This window comes from Brenneria izbisi (assembly GCF_025840185.1).
Taxonomy (GTDB): Bacteria; Pseudomonadota; Gammaproteobacteria; order Enterobacterales; family Enterobacteriaceae; genus Brenneria; species Brenneria izbisi.
In genome coordinates, this window is record NZ_JAMPJU010000002.1 from 322,448 (window position 1) to 347,387 (window position 24,940).

Sequence of the window (24,940 nt, forward strand, 5' to 3'; positions counted from 1 at the left end):
ATCTCTGCCCCCCATATTGACCCCATTTTCATATTGAGGCTCAAATCTGCTTGTAGACGCTGAGGTATGGAACACTAAAGTGTCTTTACTACCATTCCAAACGCAGCCAGCATCATAATGAATCCAGCTGACCGAAAAAGGAATCGTTGCGCTTTCGCACTAGTGAGGAAGTGGCGTATTCTGAGCGCTGCGAGAATAAAGACTGCTCCAACAGTCAGAAGGACGAACACGGTAAGCGGCACCAGCATTCCCCCCCATATCTGTAATGATACATTATCCAGAGAGATAACAAGAGGCAGTATCGCCAGATAGAAGGCGATGGTTTTAGGATTTCCAAGTGTTATGGTCAGCCCTGAAAACCAGGCAGACGCCAGTTCACGTTTTGTCGCTTTTTGGTCAATGTTTATTGCATGAGGCTGGTGACACCAGAACTGCCATGCCAGTATGCATAAATAGAGTGAGGCAGCCCAGTTAATCAGCGTGAAGACGGATGTATAAGTATGAGCGATCACCGCCAGACCAAATACCGCCATAGATAAATAAATCAAGTCTCCGAGAATGAGTCCGGCCAGCATCGTAAAACCAGTTACTGCTCCACCACTTACGCTACGAGCAACTAATGCGGTCATTCCCGGACCTGGAATTGCGGCAGCCAAACCGAGCGCAGCAATGTAAGATATGATTTGAGCAGTTCCTAACATGATTATTCCTTTAAAAATGAAATGTGGGGAGGGTCGTGATTTAAAATTGTTGTCCATCGATGTTTAAGTCTGAGCAACGACGTTGCGGGCAAAGACAAGATCCTGAATGGCAAGCCCAACGGATTTGAATAGGGTTCTCTGTGGCTTAAGTGCTGTCGGGTGAACATCTGTCGTGATCAATTTCCCTATTTCAGTACATCTTCAAACGTATCACCTATTGAATGAAGCTCACTTGGCCCCATTCCCCCCACAATATGATTTGAACCATACTGTTCAAATATATTCCGGCAATAAATAATAAGAGGTATATTATTATGAATTAAATCAATTTCATTGCGAGGGCAAGGTGTCGATTTCCCCGTTGCACCGGTTGCTTCGTAATAAATCCAACTTTGGTTAAGTGGTGCGGATGCTAATGATGCGCCATGATTTCTCTGGTCATCTTTGATCGTAAATGGAAGATCGTTCATTCTGTTTGTTGTCAATGCTTCAATATCAGCAGAGGCCAAGCCTTTTAAAGGTTCACGATAGACTGGGGTGTTTTTAGCGGCATACTTAACGATATCCCTTATTTTATTATTCTGGTGAGTATAAAGCTGTTCTAAACCGATATTACCTGCATTAAAGTCATAGTGCTGATGATAAAATTTTTTCGCTTGCTCGATTATTCTTTCTTTAAAAATAGCATACATATTATCTTCCTCTGCCAAGAAAAGTTTCGAGTAAAATATTCATGCATTCGGAGACGCGATCAGCAATATATCCACTACTGACTTAGTGACTATTTACGGTAGATCATTTGTAGAGTGGAAGATTTCCTGTCATTTTTGTCACTTTCTTTTTAGGGCCAATGACTCCAATTGCTACTAACTCAATATTATCACTTTTTACTGAGGATATTTTTTCGCCATACTCTTCATACGTTTTGCATGACTGAGCCAGTACACTAAATGGCATAATATAAATGTCATCATCACTTTCTGTATTAATCTGTATTTCACGGAGATATTCACCTGACGCCAGCAGAATAGGAAGCGGACTGTAAATCACGCCAGGATAATTTACATCGTCAAGGCTTTGCATATCTGGACCAACGAGATTTTCAACCGTGCGTCCAAAACTAATTCCAATGACGCTTGCCGCATTCATAGCAAGACCGGCTGGAAGATCTTTATCAACAATAATCGTACAGCGATGTTGGCTTGCATCAAATTTCATCTTTAATCCTCAATTCTATAGGAATTATTTCAACGGGCATTGGGAAGGTCATTTAATACAAAGAGCAAACCACAGTTCAGTGTAAAATCACTGGGTAGCTTAATATCAACAACGTTCCAGTCTGCGATAGATTTCCCTTTTGCAATACCTTTTTGGTGGTCAGGATGGATAAGATAGGAATTAAGATCTTCACGGTTCTCAAACAGGCCAATCACCACGAAATCTGCTGCAATATCTCGCTTTGTGGTATTTCTACCGCAGTTCCATCCTTTTATTTCATTAATGCGATTTGGGTGTATACGCGTCGCTCTTTCTGCATCAATGGCTTCCAGGCATGACCAGTTCCATTTGTTCTGGAACGTAAACATGACGATATGCATTAACATATGATTCAGTTCTTCCCTCATGCTGTTTTTAATAACTCATTGAAAATGTAAATGTATTATGCAGTAGCTAAATGGAAAATTGTTACCTATATCGCTTACTTGTCACGGATTTTTAGGTGATAATTACCTGTTTGTGTTAAAAAAAAGAAAGGAGTTGTCCTTTATGGCGCTTGGTCCGACGGATATGAAAATCCTTAAACTTTTACAAGATGATGCGCGTGTAACTAACCAGATACTGGCCGAAAAAATAGGTATGTCCGCGTCTCCTTGCTGGCGCAAAGTACGCAAGCTTGAAGAAGATAAAGTGATTCAGGGCTACCGGGCTGTCCTTGACCGTAAAAAGATTGGTCTAGGGGTGATGGTTTTCATTCGTGTAGCCATTGATAGCCACAGTGAAGCTGAGGCCAAAAAATTTGAAGAAGAAGTGACCGCGTTAGAAGATGTGGTTGCCTGCTATAGCATTGGTGGGGATGCCGACTTTCTGTTGCAAGTAGTGGCATCTGATCTGGACTACTATGCTGATTTCGCAATGTCAGTTGTACGCAGGCTACCGGGAATTAAAGAAATGCAGAGTATGTTTGTTCTTAAGGAAATCAAACCACTGATTAACTACCCAATAAAAAAGCTGTTTTAACAGGCCATGGCCTACCGGATGGTCAGGAACTGCGGGATCTTCCAGGTTCATAGCTGTTTTTTCTGACATGTCACCAACAATGGAAAGTGGCCCACCCACCAGTTGAAAATGGATCCAAGAGTTAATCTGCTCCTCTTAATACAGGGACACAACGCTCGGTTATACTGGGGCAGATTTTTCTCCCGTGTGTTTTTCGTCCCTGCATTCGCTTCCGGTTAATCGTTTCCCGTATACAACTCGTCCCGCAAGGGTGAAATACACGCATGCCGCCCCCTTGCAAGCTGGAACGATGCCTGGAAAGCAAACCGTCAGACGATTCGAAGGCGAACATCACATCACGGATGGAGAAAAACCATGACGATAACCCTGCATAACCAGACTACAGCCCCTAACGTCGCAGCGGCGACTAACGTATCTCCGCAGAACCCGTCAGCCCCCTCAAAAATGAAAAGGGAGAAAGCCCGGACTGACATTTACCAGACCGTGACAGATAACATCATTGCTTCTCTGGAAGCAGGTATGAAACTACGGCCCTGCCCGCGGTAGCATGTACCGGTTATGTCCGGCCTGCCAGTCAACCATGCAACGGACGCAGCCTACAATGGAATGCTATAACAAACGCATTTTGAGTTTGCGATGGAAACTTCTGTTACATCCCTTTCACTGTGGCAGAGGCATCGCTGACTTTCTGTCCCCACCGGTCGATCATTTCAATACGCTGTGCCATATAATTGGCTCGGTTATATGCAGCGTGGGTGGGGTTAGGGTCAATATGCGCCAATGCCGCCTCAACCACATCCGGCGGGAAACCGGCTTCATTCAGCGCGGTGCTACCCAGCGCCCGGAATCCGTGGGATACCCGTTCACCACCGTACCCCATGCGCCATAACGCTTTGTTCACTGTTTCGCTGTACATCGGCTGGCTGTGTTTTACCCCTACCGGGGAATACAAACGGCGTGTGTTCACTTATAGGCTTAAGCTGTTCCAGAACAAACGCCTGCGGCGACAGCGCTACCTGATGCTCGCGTTCTATCTTCATATGCTCAGCCGGGATGCTCCAGAGACATTTCTCCATCCCTATTCACACCACATGGCTCCGGCGGCCTCAGCAGGGCGTACAAGAGTCAGAAGCCACCACAACAGCAACAGGCGCGTTGGGGGACAGATTGGTCGTATAAACCCGCTGCATCAGTTCTGGCAAACGCTCAGGGCGGATGGTCGGCATATGTCGCTTCTTCGGCTTCACAAATGTCTCATCAATGGTTGATGCCGGGGTAATATCCAGCAAGCCGATATTAATGGCGAATTTTATCACTTCGTTAATCCGCTGCGTCAGGCGATGCAAGGTTTCCAGTGCGCCACGCCGTCTTACCGACGCCAGAGCGGCGATAAGCGTATATGCTTTCAGTTCCGTCACCGGCGTGTTTCCGATAACAGGAAACACGTTAAGCGCCAGCGAACGCCAGATGTCGTCCGCATAGTCTGCTGAAATCTGGGTTTTCTTCACGGCGAACCACCGGGTCGCCACGTTGATAAACAGGCTGTCCACCGCCAGTCGCTCCCGTTCAGCTTCTTCCTGTTCCAGTTTCTTCGGGTCTATGCCTTTTACCAGTAACGAAAGGTGTTCAGCATGGATAGCCCGGGCGCTGGCGAGCGACATGGCAGGGTCGTACCCAAAGGTAATGGTAGTCCAGGCAGTCGAACCGGGGCGTTTGTGACGAAAGCGCCAGATTTTTTACCGTTGGTTCTGATGAACAGGGTCAGTCCCTGCCCGTCGAACAGTTCGTAATTGTTATTAGCGGGTTTTGCCTTCTGAATGTCAGAGGCAAACAAAGGACGGGTAAGTACAGCCATAAAATCACGCCTTATGTGTCAGTGGAAAATGACAGTGATGGAGTCATGCAATAATCTGTTTTCAGAGGTGTTTTTTAGCAAAAAACTCAAAATGGGCCAACAAGATTTTCACCGCCAGAGTCGTAGGCCCATTTGCTTCGGCTACCCCAACATACGGAAGGTCACATACAGACAAAAAAACCATATCCTGTTGACAGTGATACGGCTTTCTTACTTCCCTGGACTCTATAAGACATCCCTGGAAAATATGATGGTGGGTCGTGCAGGATTCGAACCTGCGACCAATTGATTAAAAGTCAACTGCTCTACCAACTGAGCTAACGACCCGCAATGCGGAACAACTTAGGGATATTTGAAATTGGTGGGTCGTGCAGGATTCGAACCTGCGACCAATTGATTAAAAGTCAACTGCTCTACCAACTGAGCTAACGACCCAAATTTCATGCTGCTTTAGCGTTTCGTTCTTGCCTTGGCAACGGCGGCATATATTACTAATTTAAATTTCCAGCGCAACCTATTTTCTATAAAAACGATTTGACTGCTTATTCTTAAGACATTCAGGCACAAAAATTGCGCATAACGCGCAACTTTTGTGTTGGTAGGAAACAATCACGAAGTGGATAAGCGTTTTTGAGCTTGCTTTGCACTTTCCGTATTGGGATACATTTTTACCACTTGCTGGTAAACGGCTTTAGCTTTATCCGTCTGCCCTTTATCCTGCATAATCACCCCAACTTTAAATAACGCTTCGGCGCTCTTCGGCGATTTAGGGTAATTTTTAACCACGTTGGCAAAATAGTAGGCGGCATCGTCTTTTTTGCCCTTGTTATAATTCAACTGCCCCAGCCAGTAGTTGGCATTGGGTTGATAAGTTGAATCCGGGTATTGTTTGACGAAAGCCTGAAATGCGCTGATTGCCTGATCGTACTGTTTTTTCTCCAGTACCAGCGCCACCGCCTCATTGTAATCCCGATTCACATCACCGGTGGTCGCGGCAGGCGCCGCATTGTTTGCGGCTCCAGTGTCCGCACCTGTAGCGGGCGCACTGTCTGTTGAGGCTGCGGCGGGTGACGATGAGCTCAATCCATCAATCTGCTGATAGATCTGTTTTTGACGTTCAACAACCTGATTCAGTTGATACTGACTTTCCTGAATCTGCCCGCGCAGGTTATCGATATCACGCTGCGTATCAGAAAGTTGTTGCTGAAGTTGGGTTAAAAGCTGACCGTGAGCGTTGGAAATACGCTCTAACTGAGTGACTCGATCTTCTACCGAGCCTGATCCGGCATTACTGATTGGCGCTTGGGCGGTAGCGGCCCAGGGAACCGCTACGCCAACCAGTAACGACAGACCCAACAAGCGACGTCTGAAGTTACTGTTCATGCGATACTCTTAATATACCAGAACGGCACGACGGTTTTTGGCATATGCCGCTTCGTCGTGGCCCAGAACGGCTGGTTTTTCTTTACCGTAAGATACGATAGAGATTTGATCGGAGGAAACGCCTTTACCTTGCAGATACATTTGAACTGCGTTGGCGCGACGCTCACCCAGAGCGATGTTGTACTCAGGCGTACCACGTTCGTCCGCATGACCTTCGATAGTCACTTTGTAAGACGGGTTGCTACGCAGGAATGCGGCATGAGCGTCCAGCATTTGGGCGAAATCAGAGCGAATATCGTATTTATCCAGATCGAAATATACGATGTTGTTACGCTGTAATTCTTGCATTTGCAGACGAGCCTGCTCAGAAGAAGACGCGTTGCCGCCGTCCATCATGCCGTTGCTGCCGGCACCCATGGAAGATTGGTCATTGTCCGCATTCTTATTGGAGCTACATGCGGCCACTGCCAGTACCGGCAGAGCCAACATCAGGCCTTTCAGCACTTTATTGAATTGCATCTCGTTATGTCCTTTGACTAGTTTATTGTACATTTATGCACTTATAGATACGGCGACCAGGCAGGAAATTTGACCTGTCCATCAGTTGCCGGAAGACGCGCTTTGAAACGCCCATCAGTCGAAACCAGTTGTAACACGGAACCTAAGCCTTGTTTAGAGCTATAGATAACCATGGTGCCATTCGGCGCGATACTCGGCGTTTCGTCCAGGAACGTGTCCGTTAATACTTGCACGGCGCCCGTTTCCAGATCCTGTTTGGCGATGTGCTGAACTCCGCTATTGGATGCCACCATCACCAGAGATTTACCATCGGCGCTCACTTCAGAGTCCTGATTCTGGGCGCCTTCCCAAGTCAGACGCTGCGGCGAACCACCGTTGACATTAATTTTATAAACCTGAGGACGTCCGGCCTGATCGGAAGTATAGGCCAGCGTTTGATTATCCGGGAACCAGCTTGGCTCGGTATTATTGCTGCGTCCATCGGTCACCTGACTGATCTGGCCGGAGCTCAGATTCATCACATACAGGTTCAGACTACCGCTTTTAGACAAGGCAAATGCCAGTTTGCTGCCATCGGGAGAGAAAGAGGGCGCCCCATTATGGCGAGGGAATGACGCAACCTGTCGGATCGCGCCGTTTGCCAGCGTCTGGATCACCAGCGCAGAGCGACCGCTTTCAAACGAGACATAAGCAAGCTTGCTGCCATCGGGAGACCAGGCCGGCGACATCAATGGTTCTGGCGAACGATGTACGACAAATTGGTTATAGCCATCGTAATCCGCAACCCGCAGTTCGTAAGGGAACTGACCGCCATTAGTCTGCACAACATAAGCGATACGGGTGCGGAACGCGCCTTTGATGCCGCTCAATTTCTCAAACACTTCATCACTGGCGGTATGCGCGGCATAACGTAACCATTGTTTGGTCACTTTGAACTGATTCTGCGCCAATACGCTACCTGGATTGCCGGAGGTATCAACCAGTTGGTAAGAGATAACATAGCTGCCGTCAGCGCTAGGTTGAACTTGTCCGACAACAACGGCATCAATACCCAGCGCAGTCCAGGCCGCTGGCGTGACTTCAGATGCCGTAGACGGTTGCTGAGGCATACGGTTGGCGTCAATCGGATTGAACTTGCCGCTGTTACGCAAGTCAGCGCCTACGATGCCACCGATATCCTCTGGCGCGGCCCCCGGCCCCGCCCATTTGAACGGCACGACGCCAATCGGACGAGCGGAGTCTACCCCCTGGGTAATCTCTATACGTACTTCCGCATGCACCGCTGCGGCAAACAGCATTAAAAAGCTTAATGCAACTTTCAGTACCTGCTTCATTTCATCTCCCTTATCCAGACTAAGAAGTCTGCGATAAATTAGCAGAATTTTAACAAAAACAAACCAATGTCAACAAAACACCTTAACCTGGTTTGCTTACCATAGTAATAATCTTAAATCTATATAGGTAAACAGCCTGGGTTACTGTGGTTTAAAGTCTATCGGCGCATTTTTGAAAGCCTCATAAACCTCTGCACTTGGTGGCTTGGGAATTCTCGCTTGTTTCGCGGCGGCAATCGCCGCCTGACACAAGGCAGCATCGCCCCCTTCCGCATTCACATCGATCAGCAGACCGTCAGGAGCCAGTTTGATACGTAATTTACAGGTTCGGCCTTTATACAGTTGCCAGTCATAAAACTTGCTCTGAATTGCGGTCCGAACCTGACTACCGTAACTATCGAGCGCAGCGCCTGACGCGCCGCTCTTCTTGTTGTTCCCTACCCCGGCTGGCGCGCCGCCGCCAGATTGAGGCGCGTTTTTCGATGACGCCAGGCCACCCAGCAAATCATCAACCGAACTTTCCTGCTTAGCCGCTTCCGCGGCGGCTTTCTTTTTCTCTTCCGCCGCTTTCTTGGCTGCGGCGGCCGCTTGCGCTTTCTTCGCTGCCTCAGCTTCGGCTTTTTGCTTAGCGGCTTCCGCTCTGGCCGTTTCAGCGGCTTTCTGCCTGGCGTCTTCGGCTGCCTTGGCTCTGGCTTCTTCTTCCGCCTGTTTCTTCGCCGCCGCAGCAGCGGCTTGTTTCCTGGCTTCTTCTTCCGCTTGCTTTTTGGCGTCCGCCGCCGCTTTCGCCTGTCGCTCCGCGTCTTCTTTTGCCTTCGCAGCCGCGGCTTCAGCCTGCCGTTGCTGCTCTCTGGCTTGCTGAGCGGCCTCTTCCGCCTGTTTACGCTGTTGAGCTTGTTCCTCAGCCTGCTTTTTGGCCTCTTCCTGAGCCTGCAAACGCTCTTTTTCCAGTTCCTTCAACCGCTGTTGCTCGGCAGCCTGCTTCTGCTGCAATTCCTCAGCCTGTTGCTCGGCTTGTTTTTTTCGTAATTCCTCAGAACGCTTTGCATCGGTTTGCTGTTGCTGTTGCCGGTTGTATTGCTCAACGACAGCGCTGGGATCAACCATCACAGCATCAATGGATGAACCACCGCCGCCACCGCCGCTGGCATCCATTGTTTGCGTCAACGAACTCCAGAGCAGCAAAGCAATCAGTATGATGTGCAGAACAGCCGAAATAATAACGGCGCGTTTCAGCTTATCGTTTTGTTCGGTTGCCTTTAGCACAAGCGATTCCCAAAAACAGTGTTGCCAGAAATATGCCTTACGATCATTACGGTGATGATCTCACTTAAATCGGTTGCGTCATCAAACCAACAGAATTGACCCCGGCCTGATGCAGCAGGTTTAACGCCTTGATGATCTCATCATAAGGAACATCCTTCGCACCGCCAATTAAAAAGACGGTTTTAGGATTGGCCACCAGACGTGATTGAGCTTCCGCTACCACCTGTTCAGCCGGCAACTGTTCCATTCTATTCTGCTCGACAACCAGGCTGTACTGTCCGACGCCTGACACCTCGACGATGACCGGCGGATTATCATTACTGGAAACGGTTTTCGAATCCGTCGCTTCCGGCAAATCCACTTCAACGCTCTGCGTGATAATCGGTGCGGTGGCCATAAAAATCAGCAGCAAAACCAACAATACGTCCAGCAACGGAACGATGTTGATCTCCGACTTCAGTTCACGACGTCCTCTGCGTACTCGTGCCATGCTGCCTCCTGATTATTTGCTGCTATCGCTGGAGAACGCTTGACGGTGCAGGATGGCGATGAACTCTTCCATAAAATTGTCATAGTTCTGCTCCAGCTTATTGACCCGCTGATTAAGACGGTTGTACGCCATCACAGCCGGAATAGCCGCAAACAGACCGATGGCCGTTGCAATCAAGGCTTCTGCAATACCCGGCGCCACCATTTGTAAAGTTGCCTGCTTCACCGAACCCAACGCGATAAATGCATGCATAATCCCCCAAACCGTACCAAACAGACCGATATACGGACTGATTGAACCGACCGTGCCTAAGAATGGAATATGGGTTTCCAACGCTTCCAGTTCACGGTTCATGGAAATACGCATCGCGCGCGACGCCCCTTCCACCACCGCTTCCGGCGCATGGCTGTTGGCGCGATGCAAACGTGCAAATTCTTTGAAACCTGAATAGAATATTTGTTCCGTCCCCGTCAGACTGTCGCGTCGCGTCTGACTCTCCTGATACAGACGGGATAGCTCAATACCAGACCAGAACTTATCCTCAAACGCTTCCGCATCACGCGTCGCCGCATTCAGAATACGTGTGCGCTGAATGATAATCGCCCAGGAAGCGATGGAAAAACAGATTAAAATCAGCATGATTAGTTTGACCAGAAGGCTTGCCTTCAGGAACAAATCAAGAATGTTCATGTCAGTCACTGCTTAAACTCCGCGACAATAGACTTAGGAAGCGCAATTGGCTTCATGTGATGTGGATCGATACATGCGATCAAAACTTCAGCATGGCTCAATAACGCGCCATGTGAATTGAGAATGCGCTGTGCGAAAGTCAGAGAAGCGCCGCGTATCGACACGATCTCGCATTGCACTTCCAACATATCGTCAAGGCGCGCCGGCGCAAGGTACTCCACCGTCATCCGGCGAACAGCAAAAGCAATATGCTCGCTCAGTAGCGTATGCTGGTGAAAATTGTGCTCACGCAACATCTCTGTCCTCGCCCGTTCATAAAAGGCGACATAACGTGCATGGTAGACAACCCCACCTGCATCAGTGTCTTCAAAGTAGACCCTAACAGGCCAGCGGAACAACGTATTACTCACTCTATATCCCGGTAACGCATTAGACATCGCTACTATACGCAAGAGAAATGAGGTTTGGAATGGATTGTGACAGCGGAAATAAAATAATTATGGGTTGCGCCGCAACCCATAACAAAATGGAATAGAGCGCTATTCTAACTAAAGAAGTAATACAAACCTGCGCACAGGATCACAAAGGCGAGAAGCGGCGAGAAAAACGCACGCCAGCGCAGTCGCTGTGGACGAAAACCGACGCCATGAACCACACCCGCGCACACCGCCCAAATCAGCAAAAGCCCCTGCCATACGGATAATGCGCTAGTGCGGGCGGCAAAACGCGCCGGGTCCCAAAAAACACAGCCAGCCACCACAAGGGCCATGATCAGGGAAAGAGCCCTTATCGGGCTCTTATCCATCAGGCGGTAAACTTTATCGACCAAATCACTCATTGAGTTTTATCTTCAGCCGCTTTGCTTGCCTCACTTTGCTCAAGCGCCAGGGCGGTGATAATCCCCAGAGAACAAGCAAGCAGCGTTCCGAGTATCCAGGCAAAATACCACATAAATTAAGCTCCTTACTTAGTACAGAGAGTGAGTGTTTTGCTCAATATGTTCTTTGGTGATGCGTCCGAACATTTTGTAGTAACACCAGGCGGTATAAGACAGCACAATCGGCACGAAAATGATCGCCACGACCGTCATCACTTTCAGGGTCAACAGGCTGGAAGTCGCATCCCACATGGTGAGGCTGACATCCGGCACGGTTATCGATGGCATGATGAACGGGAACATGGCAACGCCCGCCGTCAGAATCACGCAAGCGATGGTCAGCGAAGAGAACAGGAAAGCCCACGCGCCTTTTTCCATTCTGGCTGTTGCGGTAGTCAGTAACGGTAACACCACGCCCAACACCGGAATCGCCCACAGAACCGGATAATTGTTGAAGTTAATCAACCAGGCGCCGGCCTGATGCGCCACTTCTTTGTGCAGCGGGTTGGATTCCGCCGCCGTGTTAATCACGGAGGTGACGACATAGCCGTCGATACCGTAAATCACCCAGACACCGGCCAGCGCGAACGTTACCATCATTATCAGCGCGGAAATCTGCGAAACCGACTTGGCGCGTACATGCAAGTCGCCCGTCGTGCGCATCATCAGATAGGTTGCCCCCTGCGTCAGAATCATGGTCAGGCTGACAATACCCGCTAACAACCCGAACGGATTGAGAAGCTGGAAGAAATTGCCGGTGTAGTACAGACGTAAGTACTCATCCACATGGAACGGCACACCCTGCAACAGGTTGCCGAAAGCCACACCGATCACCACCGGCGGCACGAAGCTGCCGATGAAAATGCCCCAGTCCCACATATTACGCCAGCGTGGATCTTCGATTTTTGAACGATAGTCAAAACCGACCGGGCGGAAGAACAATGACGCCAGCACCAGAATCATGGCGATATAGAAGCCGGAAAAGGCCGCCGCATAGACCATCGGCCAGGCGGCGAACAACGCGCCGCCCGCGGTGATCAGCCATACCTGATTGCCGTCCCAGTGCGGAGCGATGCTGTTGATCATTATGCGGCGCTCGGTATCTCCACGCCCCATCAGACGAACCAGCATGCCGACGCCCATGTCAAAACCATCGGTGATGGCGAAACCAATCAGCAGGATGCCGATCAACAGCCACCAGATAAAACGTAAAACTTCATATTCAAACATAGTGGACTCCTGTTTACCGTGCTTCCGACGCCGCCGCTATGGGTTGTTCAAAGTGGTAACGTCCCGTTTTCAGGCTGCTTGGGCCAAGACGTGCGTATTTGAACATCAGATACATCTCTGCGATCAGGAATAGCGTATACAGACCACAAATCAGCGCCATAGAGAACAGGATATCGCCCACAGTCAGTGATGAGGTTGCCACCGCAGTCGGCAATATTTCACCGATAGCCCAGGGCTGACGACCGTATTCCGCAACAAACCAGCCCGCTTCAACTGCAATCCACGGCAACGGAATACCGTACAGCGCGGCGCGGTGCAGCCATTTTTTCTGACCAATCTTGCCGCGCAGCACCGTCCAGAAAGACAGACCGATGATCAGCAACATCAGGACGCCGCAAGCCACCATGATGCGGAAAGAGAAGTACAACGGCGCAACGCGTGGAATAGAGTCTTTGGTTGCCTGTTGAATTTGCGCTTCCGTCGCATCCGATACTTTTGGCGTATAGCGTTTCAGCAACATTCCGTAGCCCAGATCCTGTTTGGATTGGTTAAAGGCTTCTTTAACGGCGGGATCGGTGTTGCCCGCGCGCAGTTCCTCCAGCAACTGGTAAGCCTTCATGCCATTGCGGATACGAACCTGATGCTGTTCCATCAAGTCTTTCAGACCGAGCACTTCTTTATCCGTCGAGCGCGTCACAATCAGGCCCAGAAGATATGGCACCTGAATGGCATATTTGTTTTCCTGACTGTCCTGATCAGGAATACCGAACAGCGTAAAGCTTGCAGGCGCCGGCTGCGTTTCCCACTCGGCTTCAATCGCCGCCAGTTTGGTTTTCTGCACGTCGCCCATTTCATAACCGGACTCATCGCCCAGCACGATAACGGAGAGAACGGCAGCCAGACCGAAACTCGCTGCAATGGCGAAGGAACGCTTGGCGAAGGCAATATCGCGGCCTTTCAGCAGGTAGTAGGAACTGATCCCCAGAACGAACATGGCGCCGGTGGTATAGCCCGCCGCCACAGTGTGAACGAATTTCACCTGTGCAACCGGGTTCAACACCAGATCGGCGAAGCTCACCATTTCCATACGCATGGTTTCAAAATTGAAATCCGAGGCGATAGGATTCTGCATCCAGCCGTTGGCGACCAGGATCCACAACGCGGAAAAGTTTGAGCCCAGCGCGACCAGCCAGGTCACCGCCATATGTTGTACTTTTCCCAGACGGTCCCAGCCGAAGAAGAACAAACCAACAAATGTAGATTCAAGGAAGAACGCCATCAACCCTTCAATGGCCAGCGGCGCGCCAAAAATGTCCCCGACATAATGCGAGAAATATGACCAGTTGGTACCAAACTGAAACTCCATGGTCAGCCCGGTGGCGACGCCCAGAGCAAAGTTAATGGCGAATAACTTGCCCCAGAATTTGGTCATATCTTTATAGATTTGTTTGCCAGACAACACATAGACCGTTTCCATAATCGCCAGCAAAAACGCCATCCCCAGCGTCAGCGGTACGAATAGAAAGTGGTACATTGCAGTTAAGGCAAACTGTAAGCGTGACAGTTCGACTATATCAAACATCTTGACTCCTTGCCCCTCGCAGGAAGATTTTAGCTTGCACAAGCTGACAAGCCGCTAAAAACCCAGCCGTAAACACCCAAAAAGAACACAACAAAAAATTGCTTCAGCACAGGCTTAGCATACGCCAATCAAATTAATCAGCGAATCAACAGTAAGCCTAAGAAAGATCATAAATATGACAAATATTCTACCCCAGGACGGGTAGCCGTATATTACGCCTGTAATCCCATACAATAAATAGGTTTTTACGTGATGCAGATTGGGTTTTTGGTTTCAAATCAACTTCCTCACCAAAAAGCGCATCAGGCGATAATTGATCTGACGCAATTTAAGCGTATTTCAAAGAATATATCCAGAGATAGATTTTGATTTGCCTCAATTTAGCTTGTGTTTGTTAATTATAGGTTTTTATTAATTTCATGCTTGCTTTTGTTGTTAAATATATGTGATTTTTTGGGTGAAATAAAAATTAATTCGGTAATATATTTTTTACTTTTCTGATGATTATTAATTTCTGAAATGACGCACTTACCTGTTTTCAGGCTTTATCTTTTTCTTTTAGCATTGATTATATTCACGTATTTATTTTGTTGCTGCATTGTTATTTTTAATTAACAATTATGATTCAGAGAGAAACGTTTTAACCTGAACGTTTATTGCGCAAAAAAGGCCACGCAAGGTGGCCAAACATGTCGAATGTTAACAATGTAATACGGTATTGGCCCGATTAATTAGCGGTTCAACGGGAAAGCGTCGCTTTAACCGCTTCACCGATATCCGCCAGACTGCGCACCGTTTTCACCCCTGCGGCTTCCAGCGCCATAAATTTATCATCGGCAGTCCCTTTGCCCCCAGCGATAATCGCCCCCGCGTGGCCCATGCGCTTACCTTTCGGCGCCGTCACGCCAGCAATGTAGCCGACCACCGGTTTGGTTATATGATCTTTAATGTATGCCGCGGCTTCTTCTTCCGCCGTCCCGCCGATCTCGCCAATCATCACGATGGCTTCAGTTTGCGGGTCCTGCTCAAACAGTTGCAGGATATCAATAAAGTTGGAGCCGGGGATGGGATCGCCGCCAATCCCGACACAGCTTGACTGTCCCAGACCGGCGTCCGTCGTCTGTTTCACCGCCTCATAAGTCAACGTGCCGGAACGGGAGACGATACCCACTTTGCCCGGCAAGTGAATGTGGCCCGGCATGATACCGATCTTACATTCGCCCGGCGTAATCACGCCCGGACAATTCGGACCAATCATCCGAACGCCGCTTTGTTCCAGCTTAACCTTCACCGTCAGCATATCCAGCGTCGGGATGCCTTCCGTGATACAAATGATAAGCTCAATACCCGCATCAATCGCTTCCAGAATCGAATCTTTGCAGAATGGCGCGGGAACATAAATGACAGAGACGGTCGCGCCTGTGGCTTCAATCGCTTCACGCACAGTATTAAAAACCGGCAGGCCCAGATGTTCTGTACCGCCTTTGCCTGGCGTGACGCCGCCCACCATCTGCGTACCGTAAGCAAGCGCTTGCTCAGAGTGGAACGTCCCCTGACTGCCGGTAAAACCCTGGCAGATGACTTTGGTATTTTTATCGATCAGAATGGACATTATTTACCCCCTACTGCCGCTACAACCTGCTGAGCAGCGTCCGTCAGGCTGGTCGCCGCAATGATATTCAGGCCGCTCTCGGCTAATTTCCGGGCCCCCAGTTCCGCATTGTTCCCTTCCAGACGAACAACAACCGGTACGCTAACGCCCACTTCAGCGACCGCGCCGATGATGCCGTCAGCAATCAAATCGCAACGCACGATCCCGCCAAAAATATTAACCAGCACGGCCTGCACGTTGTCATCGGACAGAATGATCTTGAACGCTTCCGTCACGCGCTCTTTAGTCGCGCCGCCGCCCACATCCAGGAAGTTGGCCGGTTCACCGCCGTGCAGCTTAACGATGTCCATCGTTCCCATCGCCAGACCAGCGCCGTTGACCATGCAACCAATATTGCCGTCCAGCGCCACATAGTTCAGTTCCCACTGGGTAGCTTGCGCTTCACGGGCATCTTCCTGGCTGGGATCGCGCATTTCACGTAGTTCAGGCTGACGAAACAGCGCATTGCCGTCCGCGCCCAGTTTGCCATCCAGACAAATCAGATCGCCCGCTTTGGTGATCACCAACGGATTAATTTCCACCAGCGCCAAATCACGTTCCAGAAACATCGTCGCCAGCCCCATGAAGATTTTGGTGAACTGGGCGACTTGTTTGCCGCTTAATCCAAGTTTAAAGGCTAACTCGCGGCCCTGATACGGTTGCGGCCCCGTCAGCGGGTCCAGCGCCGCTTTATGGATCCGTTCCGGCGTTTCTTCCGCGACTTTTTCAATCTCGACGCCGCCTTCGGTTGATGCCATGAACACCACGCGACGCGAGCCGCGATCGACCACCGCCCCCAGATAAAGCTCTTTATCAATGTCGGTGGCCGCTTCAACCAGAATCTGATGAACCGGCTGTCCGTTTGCGTCAGTCTGATAAGTCACCAGATTTTTACCCAGCCAGTTTTCAGCAAACGCACGAATATCTTCTTTGTTGCCGACGACTTTAACGCCGCCCGCTTTACCACGGCCCCCCGCGTGAACCTGACATTTAACCACCCATGGGCCCGCGCCGATCTTTGATGCGGCTTCTTCCGCTTCACGCGGTGTGGCGCAGGCATAGCCGATCGGAGCCGGTAAGCCATATCGAGCAAAAAGCTGTTTTGCCTGATATTCATGTAAATTCATGATGTTCTATCCATTTAGATTTAAAGATACGTCGCCGGACTTATGCGTTATCAGTCAAGATCATTACCGGAGCGAACCCCGATGAGGATAACATTCGCCATGCCTCCCGCTGTTAAACCCAGATCATATTGATTTGACGAACATTTGTCTTCGGACTCTCTGATATTTTTGGATAAAGCCGCTGACAAAAACGGCCTACATAGCACATTTATTCAGGCGGTAACCGGTTACTGACTTACCGCCCGGTTTACTTAGACATCCAGCAACAGACGTGTAGGGTCTTCTAACATTTCTTTCACTGTTACCAGGAAGCCAACCGACTCTCGTCCATCGACCAGGCGATGATCGTAGGACAGAGCCAGATACATCATCGGCAGGATAACCACCTGACCATCCACCGCCATCGGGCGATCTTTAATCGCATGCATACCAAGAATCGCACTTTGCGGCGGGTTGATGATCGGCGTAGACATCAGAGAACCGAACACGCCGCCGTTGGTAATGGTGAAGTTACCGCCGGTCAGTTCTTCAACCGTCAATTTGCCATCACGACCTTTTACCGCCAACTCTTTGATTCTTTTTTCAATATCAGCCATACCCAAGGCATCGACATCACGCAGAACCGGGGTAACCAGGCCACGCGGCGTTGATACGGCGATGCTGATATCAAAATAGTTGTGGTAAACCACGTCTTCGCCATCAATGGAGGCGTTAACTTCTGGATAACGCTTCAGGGCTTCAAGCACGGCTTTAATGTAGAAAGACATAAAGCCCAGACGCACGTCATGACGTTTCTCGAAAGCATCGCCATACTGTTTGCGCAAATCCATGATCGGCTTCATGTTGACCTCATTGAATGTCGTCAACATTGCGGTGTTGTTCTTTGCCTCCAGCAAACGTTCGGCAACGCGTTTACGCAGACGCGTCATCGGCACACGTTTTTCGCTGCGGCCACCAAGCGCCGGCGCGGAAGGCGCGGCTGGCTTCTCTTCTTTAGAAGCCGCTTTCTGCTGCTCGGCCAGATGTTTTTCAACGTCTTCGCGGGTAATACGTCCGCCGACGCCGCTGCCTTTAATCGTCGCCGCATCGAGGTCATGCTCCGCAATCAGACGGCGGATCGCCGGACTGAGCGCATCATTGTGCTCTTCCTCCAACGCCGCGGTATGACGCTGCGCCGGGGTGGATTCCTTGACCTGTGCTTTCTCGCTGGTTTCTTTACCGGAACTGTCGCCGGCGCGAAGGCGGCCCAACACCTGACGGGACGTCACCGTGGCGCCCCCATCTTCCAGTATGGCTTCCAGAATGCCGGCTTCAGAAGCAGGTACTTCCAGAACAACTTTATCCGTCTCAATTTCCACCAGCACTTCGTCACGCTGGACGCTATCGCCTGGTTTTTTATGCCAGGTAGCAACAGTGGCGTCGGCGACCGATTCAGGTAAGTCAGGGACGAGAATATCTACGCTACTCATTATCTATCCTTTTATTTAATCAACATTCAGCGCGTCATCAACCAGAGCTTGTTGTTGTTTCTGGTGTACGGACAAATAGCCGACAGCAGGCGAAGCCGATGCCGGGCGTCCGGCGTAACGTAAAGAAGCCCCGAATGGAACTACTTCGCGGAAATGATGCTGACTGCAATACCAGGCCCCTTGATTGAGCGGTTCTTCCTGACACCACACAAAATCATGCACATGAGAGAATGGCTCAAGCGCCGTCTGAACGGCCTGATGCGGGAACGGATAAAGCTGTTCAATACGTACAATGGCCACATTTTTCTGTTCGTTCTTACGACGCTGTTCCACCAGATCATAATAAACTTTACCGGAACAAAGAACGACGCGTTTGATTGCCTTGGGATCGAGGTCATCAACTTCGCCAATCGCTGGCTGGAACTGGCCGTTCGCCAACTCATCCAGAGACGAAATTGCCAGAGGATGACGCAGCAGTGATTTTGGCGACATGACAATCAACGGGCGGCGCATACCGCGCAGCGCCTGGCGTCGCAGCATGTGATAAACCTGCGCGGGCGTTGACGGAATACAAACCTGCATGTTCTGTTCGGCGCACAATTGCAGATAGCGCTCCAGTCTGGCTGATGAGTGTTCCGGGCCCTGCCCTTCATATCCGTGCGGCAGCAACATGACCAGACCGCACATCCGCCCCCATTTCTGTTCGCCAGAGCTGATGAATTGGTCGATCACCACCTGAGCGCCATTGGCGAAATCACCGAACTGCGCCTCCCAGATGGTCAGGGTGCGAGGTTCCGCCGTGGCGTAACCGTACTCGAATGCCAGTACCGCTTCTTCGGACAACACCGAGTCCCAGACATTGAACGTGCCTTGTGAATTATGCACATGGTTTAATGGGGTATAGCTGGAGCCGTTTTTCTGATTGTGAACCACGGCATGGCGATGAAAGAACGTTCCACGCCCGGTATCCTCGCCCGACAGACGAATAGGAATGCCATCATCCACCAGTGTGGCGTAAGCCAGATTTTCAGCGCCGCCCCAGTCAAAAGGTTTGTTGCCGAGCGCCATCTCAGCGCGATCGGCATATACCTTGGCGACGCGAGGATGAATCTCGATGCCTTCCGGCACTTCGCTGATGCGTTTAGCCAGTTCCTGCAAACGTTTCATCTCGACGTTATGCGGATATGGCTCATCCCATTCGTGATTCAGATAAGGCGTCCAGGTAAAGGATTGCATATCCATCTGACGCCATTCCTCCACCACGCACTCGCCGGCATCCAATGCATCACGGTACAGGTTGACCATCTCGGTCGCGTCTTCCAGCGTAATGGCTTTCTCCTGCTCCAGACGATCGGCGTATACCTTACGCGGCGTCGGGTGTTTTTTGATCTTCTGATACATCATCGGCTGCGTGGCGCTTGGCTCATCCGCTTCGTTATGACCGTGACGGCGATAACAAATCAAATCGATAAACACATCGCGTTTGAAGGTATTACGGTAATCGAGCGCCAGATGGGTTACAAACGCCACCGCTTCAGGATCGTCGGCGTTGACATGGAAAATCGGCGCCTGAACCATCTTGCCGATATCAGTACAGTATTCCGTCGAGCGGATATCCAGCGGGTTCGAGGTGGTAAATCCAATGCGGTTGTTGATGACAATACGTACCGTGCCGCCAACTTCGTAGCCACGCACCGCCGACATATTCAGCAATTCCTGCACCACCCCCTGGCCGCTGATCGCCGCATCGCCGTGAATAGTGATTGGCAAAACACGCGGGCCGCTCTCGCTCCCCAGACGATCGAGACGCGCACGCACCGAACCGGTCACCACCGGACTGACGATCTCCAGATGCGAAGGGTTGAACGCCAACGCCAGATGAACCAGCCCGCCATCGGTTGCAATATCGGAAGAGAAGCCCTGATGATATTTCACGTCCCCCGTACCCAGATGCTCTTTGTGCTTACCGGCGAATTCATCGAACAGATCCTGCGGTTTTTTCCCGATTACGTTAACCAGAACATTCAGACGGCCACGGTGCGCCATCCCTAACACGGCTTCGCGGGTGCCGTTGTTGCCGGCATGTCGGATCAGTTCTTTCAGCATCGGCACCAGAGCATCGCCGCCTTCCAGCGAGAAACGTTTGGCGCCGGGATATTTGGCGCCCAGATAACGCTCCAGCCCTTCAGCAGCCGTTAACTCCTTTAGAAAGCGGCGTTTTTCCGCTACCGAAAATGACGGTTGTCCCATTACCGATTCGATACGCTGTTGGATCCAGCGTTTCTCTTCCGTACTGGTAATGTGCATGTATTCAGCGCCGATGGAGCCGCAATAGGTGCGTTTCAGCGCGTCGTACAGATCCGCCAGCTTCATGGTGTCTTTACCAATCGCAAAAGATCCCACGTTGAAACTTTCCTGTAGATCTTCCGGCGTCAGGTTATGGTAATCCAGATCCAGTTCCGCAACCGGTATCTGCGGGCGCAGGGAAATCGGGTCCAGGTTAGCCTGTTGGTGTCCACGGAAACGAAAAGCGTTGATCAACTGCAACACCTTGACCTGCTTGGCATCCATGTCAGGATCGGTAATCGAGGAGGCGAAGCGTGACGAATCTTTCGCCAAACGACGGAAATATTCGCGCGTTTTGGAATGGAGTTGATCGGGCTTGACCCCAGTGGTGGGCAGTTGCTGGAAGATCGAACGCCAGCTGAGATCAATAGAATCCGGATCGGTTAAAAAATCTTCATAGAGTTGTTCTATGTAGGACTGGTTTGCGCCCGCCAGATAGGAGGAATCCAGCCAGGCCTTCATTGCGCCGTTCTGCATCATGATCCCTTAAGCTAATAAGCTTCAGTTTTCGCTGTGGTTAACATTTCATGCGTGCCGTAAAAATCGGTTGCCTGTCGTACTTCAGTACGCGCATTCAGGGTATCCATTTACCCTTTTAAGGAACCTTTAAAAACCGGTTCTGGCGCGTAAGCCGGTTTTTAAAGGTTTCCTGCGGCTCCCCGGCAATACGGCGGCCAGGGAGCAACCTGTTTACTTCTTACTTCCTGTGCTGACTAACCGCCGCCATGTCTATGCGCTGCGTTGCAGCAACATCGACTTGATATGACCAATGGCCCGCGTCGGGTTAAGCCCTTTCGGACAAACGTTGACGCAGTTCATGATGCTGTGACAGCGGAAAACACTGAACGCATCGTCCAGATTGTCCAGTCTCGGCCTGGTTTCCGTATCACGGCTGTCAATCAGAAAACGGTAGGCCGCCAGCAACCCCGCAGGCCCGACAAACTTATCCGGGTTCCACCAGAACGACGGACAAGACGTTGAGCAGCAGGCACACATAATGCATTCGTATAATCCATCCAGTTTTGCACGCTGCTCTGGTGACTGAAGATGCTCGCGAGCCGGTGGATTCTTCCCATTATTCAACAGGTAAGGTTTTATTTTCTCATATTGGGCATAGAACTGTCCCATGTCCACTACCAAATCACGCACCACTGGCAATCCGGGCAACGGACGAACCACAATTTTTTGGTTGCCGCGGCGTAGCGCTGATATCGGCGTGATACAGGCCAGGCCATTTTTGCCGTTCATGTTGACGCCGTCAGAACCACATACACCTTCACGGCAGGAGCGGCGGAACGACAATGTCGGGTCCTGTTCCTTGAGCAGCATCAGCGCATCCAGCAACATCATATCGCGCCCTTCTTCCGCCTCCAGCGAGTAATCCTGCATGCGCGGCGCGTCATCAACATCCGGGTTATAGCGATAAATGGAGAATTCTAGTTTCATCGTCTGATCTCCGCTATTAATAAGTACGTACTTTCGGCGGGAAAGCCGGACGTAATGTCGGCTGCATGTTCACCTCACGGCGCGTCATGCTATCGGTGTGCGGCAGATACAACGAATGACATAACCAGTTCTCATCATCACGTTCAGGATAGTCGAAACGACTGTGCGCGCCACGGCTTTCAGTACGGAAATTGGCGGAAACAGCGGTTGCATAAGCGGTTTCCATCAGATTATCCAATTCCAGGCATTCAATACGTTGCGTATTGAATTCGGTCGAGGCGTCATCCAGACGCGCGTTTTTCAACCGCTCGCGGATTACCTTCAACTCTTCCAATCCTTTCGCCATCGCATCCCCTTCCCGGAACACCGAGAAGTTGTGTTGCATACAGGATTGCAGCGCTTTGCGAATTTCAACCGGATCTTCGCCAGATCGGGTGTTGTTCCAGCGATGAAGACGCTCAAGCGACGCCTCAATATCCGATTCGCTCGCATCACGGCTTACGCCCTGATCTTGCAGCGACGCTTGCAGGTGCATCCCCGCCGCGCGGCCAAAAACCACCAGATCAAGCAGAGAATTCCCCCCCAGACGATTGGCGCCATGCACAGAAACACAGGCGATTTCACCTACGGCAAACAGACCGGGGATCACCACATCTTCGCCTTGCTCATTGCGCGTCAAGGCCTGACCACTGACTTTGGTCGGAATACCGCCCATCATATAGTGGCAGGTTGGAATAACCGGGATCGGCTCTTTAATCGGATCGACGTGAGCGAAGGTGCGGGATAATTCGAGAATGCCCGGCAAACGGGATTCCAGCACCTCTTTACCCAGATGGTCCAGCTTCAGCTTGGCGTGAGGCCCCCACGGACCTTCGCAACCGCGCCCTTCCCGAATTTCAATCATGATGGAGCGGGCAACCACATCGCGCCCGGCTAAATCTTTGGCGTTCGGCGCGTAGCGCTCCATAAAGCGTTCACCGTGCTTATTGAGCAGATAGCCTCCTTCGCCGCGACAACCTTCGGTCACCAATACGCCAGCGCCCGCGATACCTGTCGGGTGGAACTGCCACATTTCCATATCCTGCACCGGCACGCCGGCACGCAATGCCATGCCGACGCCATCGCCGGTATTAATGTGCGCATTGGTCGTGGACTGGTAAATGCGGCCTGCCCCGCCCGTCGCCAGCACGGTGGCGCGGGCCTTAAAATAGACCACTTCACCGGTTTCGATACAGATAGCGGTACAGCCAACCACCGCGCCATCCTGATTCTTCACCAGATCCAACGCATACCATTCGGAAAAAATGGTGGTGTGGTTTTTCAGGTTTTGCTGGTACAGGGTATGCAACAGCGCATGACCGGTACGGTCAGCTGCCGCCGCCGTGCGCGCGGCCTGCTCACCGCCAAAATTTTTCGACTGCCCGCCAAACGGACGCTGGTAAATGCGGCCATCATCAAGACGCGAGAACGGCAGGCCCATATGCTCCAGTTCCAGAATGGCTTCCGGGCCGGTTTTACACATGTATTCAATGGCATCCTGATCGCCGATATAATCAGACCCTTTTACGGTGTCATACATGTGCCATTCCCAATTGTCTTCATGGGTATTACCCAAGGCCACAGTGATGCCGCCCTGCGCGGACACGGTATGGGAACGGGTTGGGAAAACTTTGGATAACAGGGCGCACGATAGACCCATTTGGGAAATTTGCAGTGCGGCGCGCATACCTGCGCCACCAGCACCGACAACTACGGCATCAAACTCTCTGACTGGCAAATTCATTACGCACCCCACACCACGATAGTTCCATAAATGACGTACACCAATAGCGTAACCACGATCGCCAGTTGTAAAGTCAGGCGCAGGGCAAGCGGTTTAATGTAGTCGGTCAGCACTTGCCACATCCCTATCCATGCATGTACCAGGATGGAAACTAACGCCAGCAGTGTGAATACTTTGGTGAGAGCCATAGCGAAAAATCCGCGCCAGACTTCATAAGCGAGTTCGTCGGCAGTGACAACAAAACCAACGACATACAGCACATACAGCACGATGACGATGGCGGAAGCGCGAATCAGCAACCAATCGTGTACGCCATTACGTCCTAACGCAGAAGCATTGCTTACCATACGAGGACTCCAGCCAGAAATGAAAGCACAACAGTAATAATAAAAGTGATTGTTGCAGAACGTTTACCCGCGGCGAGATCTTCTTCTATATAGCCGAAATCCATCATCAGGTGACGTACACCACCGGCGATATGATAGGCCAGCGCCGTGAGGATGCCCCAAACGATAAATTTAACCATGAAGCTATCCATTATTGCCGCAGCCTGTAGGAAGCCCGCCTCGGAGGAAAGGGACACACCTAACAGCCACAACAAAATACCGATAGCGACAAAGGTAATAACGCCGGAGACGCGGTGAAGAATAGATGCTATCGCAGTAACGGGAAACTGGATCGTTTGTAAATCCAGGTTGACAGGTCTTTGTTTTTTCACAGATTTGCCCACACAGCTTTATTATAGTTTCTTACTCTGGACCTGGGTAGAGTCAGACAGCATGAAATCGAAAACCATAAAACCGGCTTTATCTTACGCGCTCAAACATCGACATTCCGGTGTCTAAACGGCGCATGATCCCTTCACACTGGGTACACCTGGCAGGGTATTCCAGAGACCTGCACAAAGTATAGGGACTTCACATTCCCATTACAATTGACACACATAATGTTCGGTG

The 24,940-nt window shown here is 50.6% G+C and carries 24 protein-coding genes, 2 tRNA genes and 2 pseudogenes; 2 read left to right on the forward strand and 26 right to left on the reverse strand.

Features of this window, described 5'->3' with window-relative positions; all coding sequences use genetic code 11:
- Positions 1-74: 74 nt before the first annotated feature.
- The 4 genes from NC856_RS04145 to NC856_RS04160 all read right to left on the reverse strand — a co-directional run bounded on the left by NC856_RS04145 (position 75) and on the right by NC856_RS04160 (position 2,305).
- Positions 75-701, reverse strand: a complete 627-nt coding sequence (locus NC856_RS04145; protein ID WP_264089174.1) for a LysE family translocator — start codon at positions 699-701, stop codon at positions 75-77.
- A 185-nt stretch (positions 702-886) separates the two neighbouring features.
- Positions 887-1,393, reverse strand: a complete 507-nt coding sequence (locus NC856_RS04150) for a phenylacetate--CoA ligase family protein (RefSeq protein WP_264089175.1) — start codon at positions 1,391-1,393, stop codon at positions 887-889.
- A 103-nt stretch (positions 1,394-1,496) separates the two neighbouring features.
- Complete coding sequence (locus NC856_RS04155) at positions 1,497-1,919, reverse strand: DUF2000 domain-containing protein (protein WP_264089176.1); 423 nt, start codon at positions 1,917-1,919, stop codon at positions 1,497-1,499.
- A gap of 29 nt (positions 1,920-1,948) precedes the next feature.
- Positions 1,949-2,305 (reverse strand): Dabb family protein, encoded by a 357-nt coding sequence (locus NC856_RS04160; RefSeq protein ID WP_264089365.1) that lies wholly within the window; start codon positions 2,303-2,305, stop codon positions 1,949-1,951.
- Between the two features lie 163 nt (positions 2,306-2,468).
- On the opposite strand from NC856_RS04160, the gene NC856_RS04165 reads away from it, so the two are divergent.
- Together NC856_RS04165 and NC856_RS04170 are read left to right on the forward strand one after the other, a co-directional pair.
- Positions 2,469-2,939 (forward strand): Lrp/AsnC family transcriptional regulator, encoded by a 471-nt coding sequence (locus NC856_RS04165; RefSeq protein ID WP_264089177.1) that lies wholly within the window; start codon positions 2,469-2,471, stop codon positions 2,937-2,939.
- 354 nt (positions 2,940-3,293) lie between these two features.
- Positions 3,294-3,548: pseudogene (locus NC856_RS04170) on the forward strand (DNA primase); the annotation flags it as partial.
- Between the two features lie 40 nt (positions 3,549-3,588).
- Here the strand turns inward: NC856_RS04170 and NC856_RS04175 are convergent.
- From NC856_RS04175 to sdhC, 22 genes and pseudogenes are all read right to left on the reverse strand, one after another.
- Positions 3,589-4,794: pseudogene (locus tag NC856_RS04175) on the reverse strand (integrase domain-containing protein).
- A 251-nt stretch (positions 4,795-5,045) separates the two neighbouring features.
- Positions 5,046-5,121 (reverse strand) — tRNA-Lys (locus NC856_RS04180).
- 32 nt (positions 5,122-5,153) lie between these two features.
- Positions 5,154-5,229, reverse strand: a tRNA-Lys gene (locus tag NC856_RS04185).
- A gap of 174 nt (positions 5,230-5,403) precedes the next feature.
- Positions 5,404-6,177 (reverse strand): cell division protein CpoB, encoded by a 774-nt coding sequence (gene cpoB / locus NC856_RS04190; protein WP_264089178.1) that lies wholly within the window; start codon positions 6,175-6,177, stop codon positions 5,404-5,406.
- Positions 6,178-6,186: 9 nt separating this feature from the next.
- Complete coding sequence (pal, locus tag NC856_RS04195; protein ID WP_264089179.1) at positions 6,187-6,696, reverse strand: peptidoglycan-associated lipoprotein Pal; 510 nt, start codon at positions 6,694-6,696, stop codon at positions 6,187-6,189.
- A 41-nt stretch (positions 6,697-6,737) separates the two neighbouring features.
- On the reverse strand, positions 6,738-8,030 hold the full coding sequence (tolB, locus tag NC856_RS04200; protein ID WP_264089180.1) for a Tol-Pal system beta propeller repeat protein TolB: 1,293 nt from the start codon (positions 8,028-8,030) through the stop codon (positions 6,738-6,740).
- A 141-nt stretch (positions 8,031-8,171) separates the two neighbouring features.
- On the reverse strand, positions 8,172-9,293 hold the full coding sequence (gene tolA, locus NC856_RS04205; protein WP_264089181.1) for a cell envelope integrity protein TolA: 1,122 nt from the start codon (positions 9,291-9,293) through the stop codon (positions 8,172-8,174).
- Positions 9,294-9,357: 64 nt separating this feature from the next.
- On the reverse strand, positions 9,358-9,783 hold the full coding sequence (gene tolR / locus NC856_RS04210) for a colicin uptake protein TolR (RefSeq protein WP_264089182.1): 426 nt from the start codon (positions 9,781-9,783) through the stop codon (positions 9,358-9,360).
- A gap of 12 nt (positions 9,784-9,795) precedes the next feature.
- Positions 9,796-10,482, reverse strand: coding sequence for a Tol-Pal system protein TolQ (gene tolQ, locus NC856_RS04215; protein ID WP_264089183.1), 687 nt, complete (start codon positions 10,480-10,482; stop codon positions 9,796-9,798).
- The gene (ybgC, locus tag NC856_RS04220; RefSeq protein ID WP_264089184.1) at positions 10,479-10,883 is read right to left on the reverse strand and encodes a tol-pal system-associated acyl-CoA thioesterase; all 405 of its coding nucleotides are present in this window, start codon (positions 10,881-10,883) and stop codon (positions 10,479-10,481) included. Before ybgC ends, tolQ begins: the two co-directional genes overlap by 4 nt.
- Positions 10,884-11,017: 134 nt before the next feature.
- Positions 11,018-11,311 carry a cyd operon protein YbgE gene (gene ybgE / locus NC856_RS04225; protein WP_264089185.1) on the reverse strand — a complete coding sequence of 98 codons (294 nt, stop codon included), beginning with the start codon at positions 11,309-11,311 and terminating at the stop codon, positions 11,018-11,020.
- On the reverse strand, positions 11,308-11,424 hold the full coding sequence (gene cydX, locus NC856_RS04230; protein WP_264089186.1) for a cytochrome bd-I oxidase subunit CydX: 117 nt from the start codon (positions 11,422-11,424) through the stop codon (positions 11,308-11,310). The genes ybgE and cydX overlap by 4 nt, the downstream gene beginning before the upstream one ends.
- Before the next feature lie 16 nt (positions 11,425-11,440).
- Positions 11,441-12,580, reverse strand: a complete 1,140-nt coding sequence (gene cydB, locus NC856_RS04235; protein ID WP_264089187.1) for a cytochrome d ubiquinol oxidase subunit II — start codon at positions 12,578-12,580, stop codon at positions 11,441-11,443.
- A gap of 13 nt (positions 12,581-12,593) precedes the next feature.
- Positions 12,594-14,162: a cytochrome ubiquinol oxidase subunit I gene (gene cydA / locus NC856_RS04240; protein WP_264089188.1), complete on the reverse strand. Its 1,569-nt coding sequence runs from the start codon at positions 14,160-14,162 to the stop codon at positions 12,594-12,596.
- A gap of 739 nt (positions 14,163-14,901) precedes the next feature.
- Positions 14,902-15,774 carry a succinate--CoA ligase subunit alpha gene (sucD, locus tag NC856_RS04245; RefSeq protein WP_264089189.1) on the reverse strand — a complete coding sequence of 291 codons (873 nt, stop codon included), beginning with the start codon at positions 15,772-15,774 and terminating at the stop codon, positions 14,902-14,904.
- Complete coding sequence (gene sucC / locus NC856_RS04250; protein ID WP_264089190.1) at positions 15,774-16,940, reverse strand: ADP-forming succinate--CoA ligase subunit beta; 1,167 nt, start codon at positions 16,938-16,940, stop codon at positions 15,774-15,776. The genes sucD and sucC overlap by 1 nt, the downstream gene beginning before the upstream one ends.
- A gap of 251 nt (positions 16,941-17,191) precedes the next feature.
- A complete protein-coding gene (gene odhB / locus NC856_RS04255) occupies positions 17,192-18,409 on the reverse strand; it encodes a 2-oxoglutarate dehydrogenase complex dihydrolipoyllysine-residue succinyltransferase (protein WP_264089191.1) in 1,218 nt (405 codons plus the stop codon).
- A gap of 15 nt (positions 18,410-18,424) precedes the next feature.
- Entirely contained in the window at positions 18,425-21,232 is a 2,808-nt protein-coding gene (gene sucA, locus NC856_RS04260) for a 2-oxoglutarate dehydrogenase E1 component (protein ID WP_264089192.1), read from the reverse strand.
- Positions 21,233-21,484: 252 nt separating this feature from the next.
- On the reverse strand, positions 21,485-22,201 hold the full coding sequence (locus NC856_RS04265) for a succinate dehydrogenase iron-sulfur subunit (protein ID WP_264089193.1): 717 nt from the start codon (positions 22,199-22,201) through the stop codon (positions 21,485-21,487).
- Positions 22,202-22,217: 16 nt separating this feature from the next.
- A complete protein-coding gene (gene sdhA / locus NC856_RS04270) occupies positions 22,218-23,984 on the reverse strand; it encodes a succinate dehydrogenase flavoprotein subunit (RefSeq protein ID WP_264089194.1) in 1,767 nt (588 codons plus the stop codon).
- Complete coding sequence (gene sdhD / locus NC856_RS04275) at positions 23,984-24,331, reverse strand: succinate dehydrogenase membrane anchor subunit (RefSeq protein WP_264089195.1); 348 nt, start codon at positions 24,329-24,331, stop codon at positions 23,984-23,986. Before sdhD ends, sdhA begins: the two co-directional genes overlap by 1 nt.
- Positions 24,325-24,714 carry a succinate dehydrogenase cytochrome b556 subunit gene (gene sdhC / locus NC856_RS04280; RefSeq protein ID WP_264089196.1) on the reverse strand — a complete coding sequence of 130 codons (390 nt, stop codon included), beginning with the start codon at positions 24,712-24,714 and terminating at the stop codon, positions 24,325-24,327. The genes sdhD and sdhC overlap by 7 nt, the downstream gene beginning before the upstream one ends.
- Positions 24,715-24,940: the final 226 nt, after the last annotated feature.

What these genes read in the sequence shown, in the direction of transcription:
- sdhA (WP_264089194.1), bottom strand. Translation starts at nt 23,984, where the DNA reads ATGAATTTGCCAGTCAGAGAGTTTGATGCCGTAGTTGTCGGTGCTGGT.
- cydA (WP_264089188.1), bottom strand. Translation starts at nt 14,162, where the DNA reads ATGTTTGATATAGTCGAACTGTCACGCTTACAGTTTGCCTTAACTGCA.
- pal (WP_264089179.1), bottom strand. Translation starts at nt 6,696, where the DNA reads ATGCAATTCAATAAAGTGCTGAAAGGCCTGATGTTGGCTCTGCCGGTA.
- NC856_RS04150 (WP_264089175.1), bottom strand. Translation starts at nt 1,393, where the DNA reads ATGTATGCTATTTTTAAAGAAAGAATAATCGAGCAAGCGAAAAAATTT.
- cydX (WP_264089186.1), bottom strand. Translation starts at nt 11,424, where the DNA reads ATGTGGTATTTTGCCTGGATACTCGGAACGCTGCTTGCTTGTTCTCTG.
- sucC (WP_264089190.1), bottom strand. Translation starts at nt 16,940, where the DNA reads ATGAATTTACATGAATATCAGGCAAAACAGCTTTTTGCTCGATATGGC.
- ybgE (WP_264089185.1), bottom strand. Translation starts at nt 11,311, where the DNA reads ATGAGTGATTTGGTCGATAAAGTTTACCGCCTGATGGATAAGAGCCCG.
- sucA (WP_264089192.1), bottom strand. Translation starts at nt 21,232, where the DNA reads ATGCAGAACGGCGCAATGAAGGCCTGGCTGGATTCCTCCTATCTGGCG.
- odhB (WP_264089191.1), bottom strand. Translation starts at nt 18,409, where the DNA reads ATGAGTAGCGTAGATATTCTCGTCCCTGACTTACCTGAATCGGTCGCC.
- NC856_RS04165 (WP_264089177.1), top strand. Translation starts at nt 2,469, where the DNA reads ATGGCGCTTGGTCCGACGGATATGAAAATCCTTAAACTTTTACAAGAT.
- NC856_RS04155 (WP_264089176.1), bottom strand. Translation starts at nt 1,919, where the DNA reads ATGAAATTTGATGCAAGCCAACATCGCTGTACGATTATTGTTGATAAA.
- tolB (WP_264089180.1), bottom strand. Translation starts at nt 8,030, where the DNA reads ATGAAGCAGGTACTGAAAGTTGCATTAAGCTTTTTAATGCTGTTTGCC.
- NC856_RS04160 (WP_264089365.1), bottom strand. Translation starts at nt 2,305, where the DNA reads ATGTTAATGCATATCGTCATGTTTACGTTCCAGAACAAATGGAACTGG.
- sdhD (WP_264089195.1), bottom strand. Translation starts at nt 24,331, where the DNA reads ATGGTAAGCAATGCTTCTGCGTTAGGACGTAATGGCGTACACGATTGG.
- tolR (WP_264089182.1), bottom strand. Translation starts at nt 9,783, where the DNA reads ATGGCACGAGTACGCAGAGGACGTCGTGAACTGAAGTCGGAGATCAAC.
- NC856_RS04265 (WP_264089193.1), bottom strand. Translation starts at nt 22,201, where the DNA reads ATGAAACTAGAATTCTCCATTTATCGCTATAACCCGGATGTTGATGAC.
- cpoB (WP_264089178.1), bottom strand. Translation starts at nt 6,177, where the DNA reads ATGAACAGTAACTTCAGACGTCGCTTGTTGGGTCTGTCGTTACTGGTT.
- sucD (WP_264089189.1), bottom strand. Translation starts at nt 15,774, where the DNA reads ATGTCCATTCTGATCGATAAAAATACCAAAGTCATCTGCCAGGGTTTT.
- NC856_RS04145 (WP_264089174.1), bottom strand. Translation starts at nt 701, where the DNA reads ATGTTAGGAACTGCTCAAATCATATCTTACATTGCTGCGCTCGGTTTG.
- cydB (WP_264089187.1), bottom strand. Translation starts at nt 12,580, where the DNA reads ATGTTTGAATATGAAGTTTTACGTTTTATCTGGTGGCTGTTGATCGGC.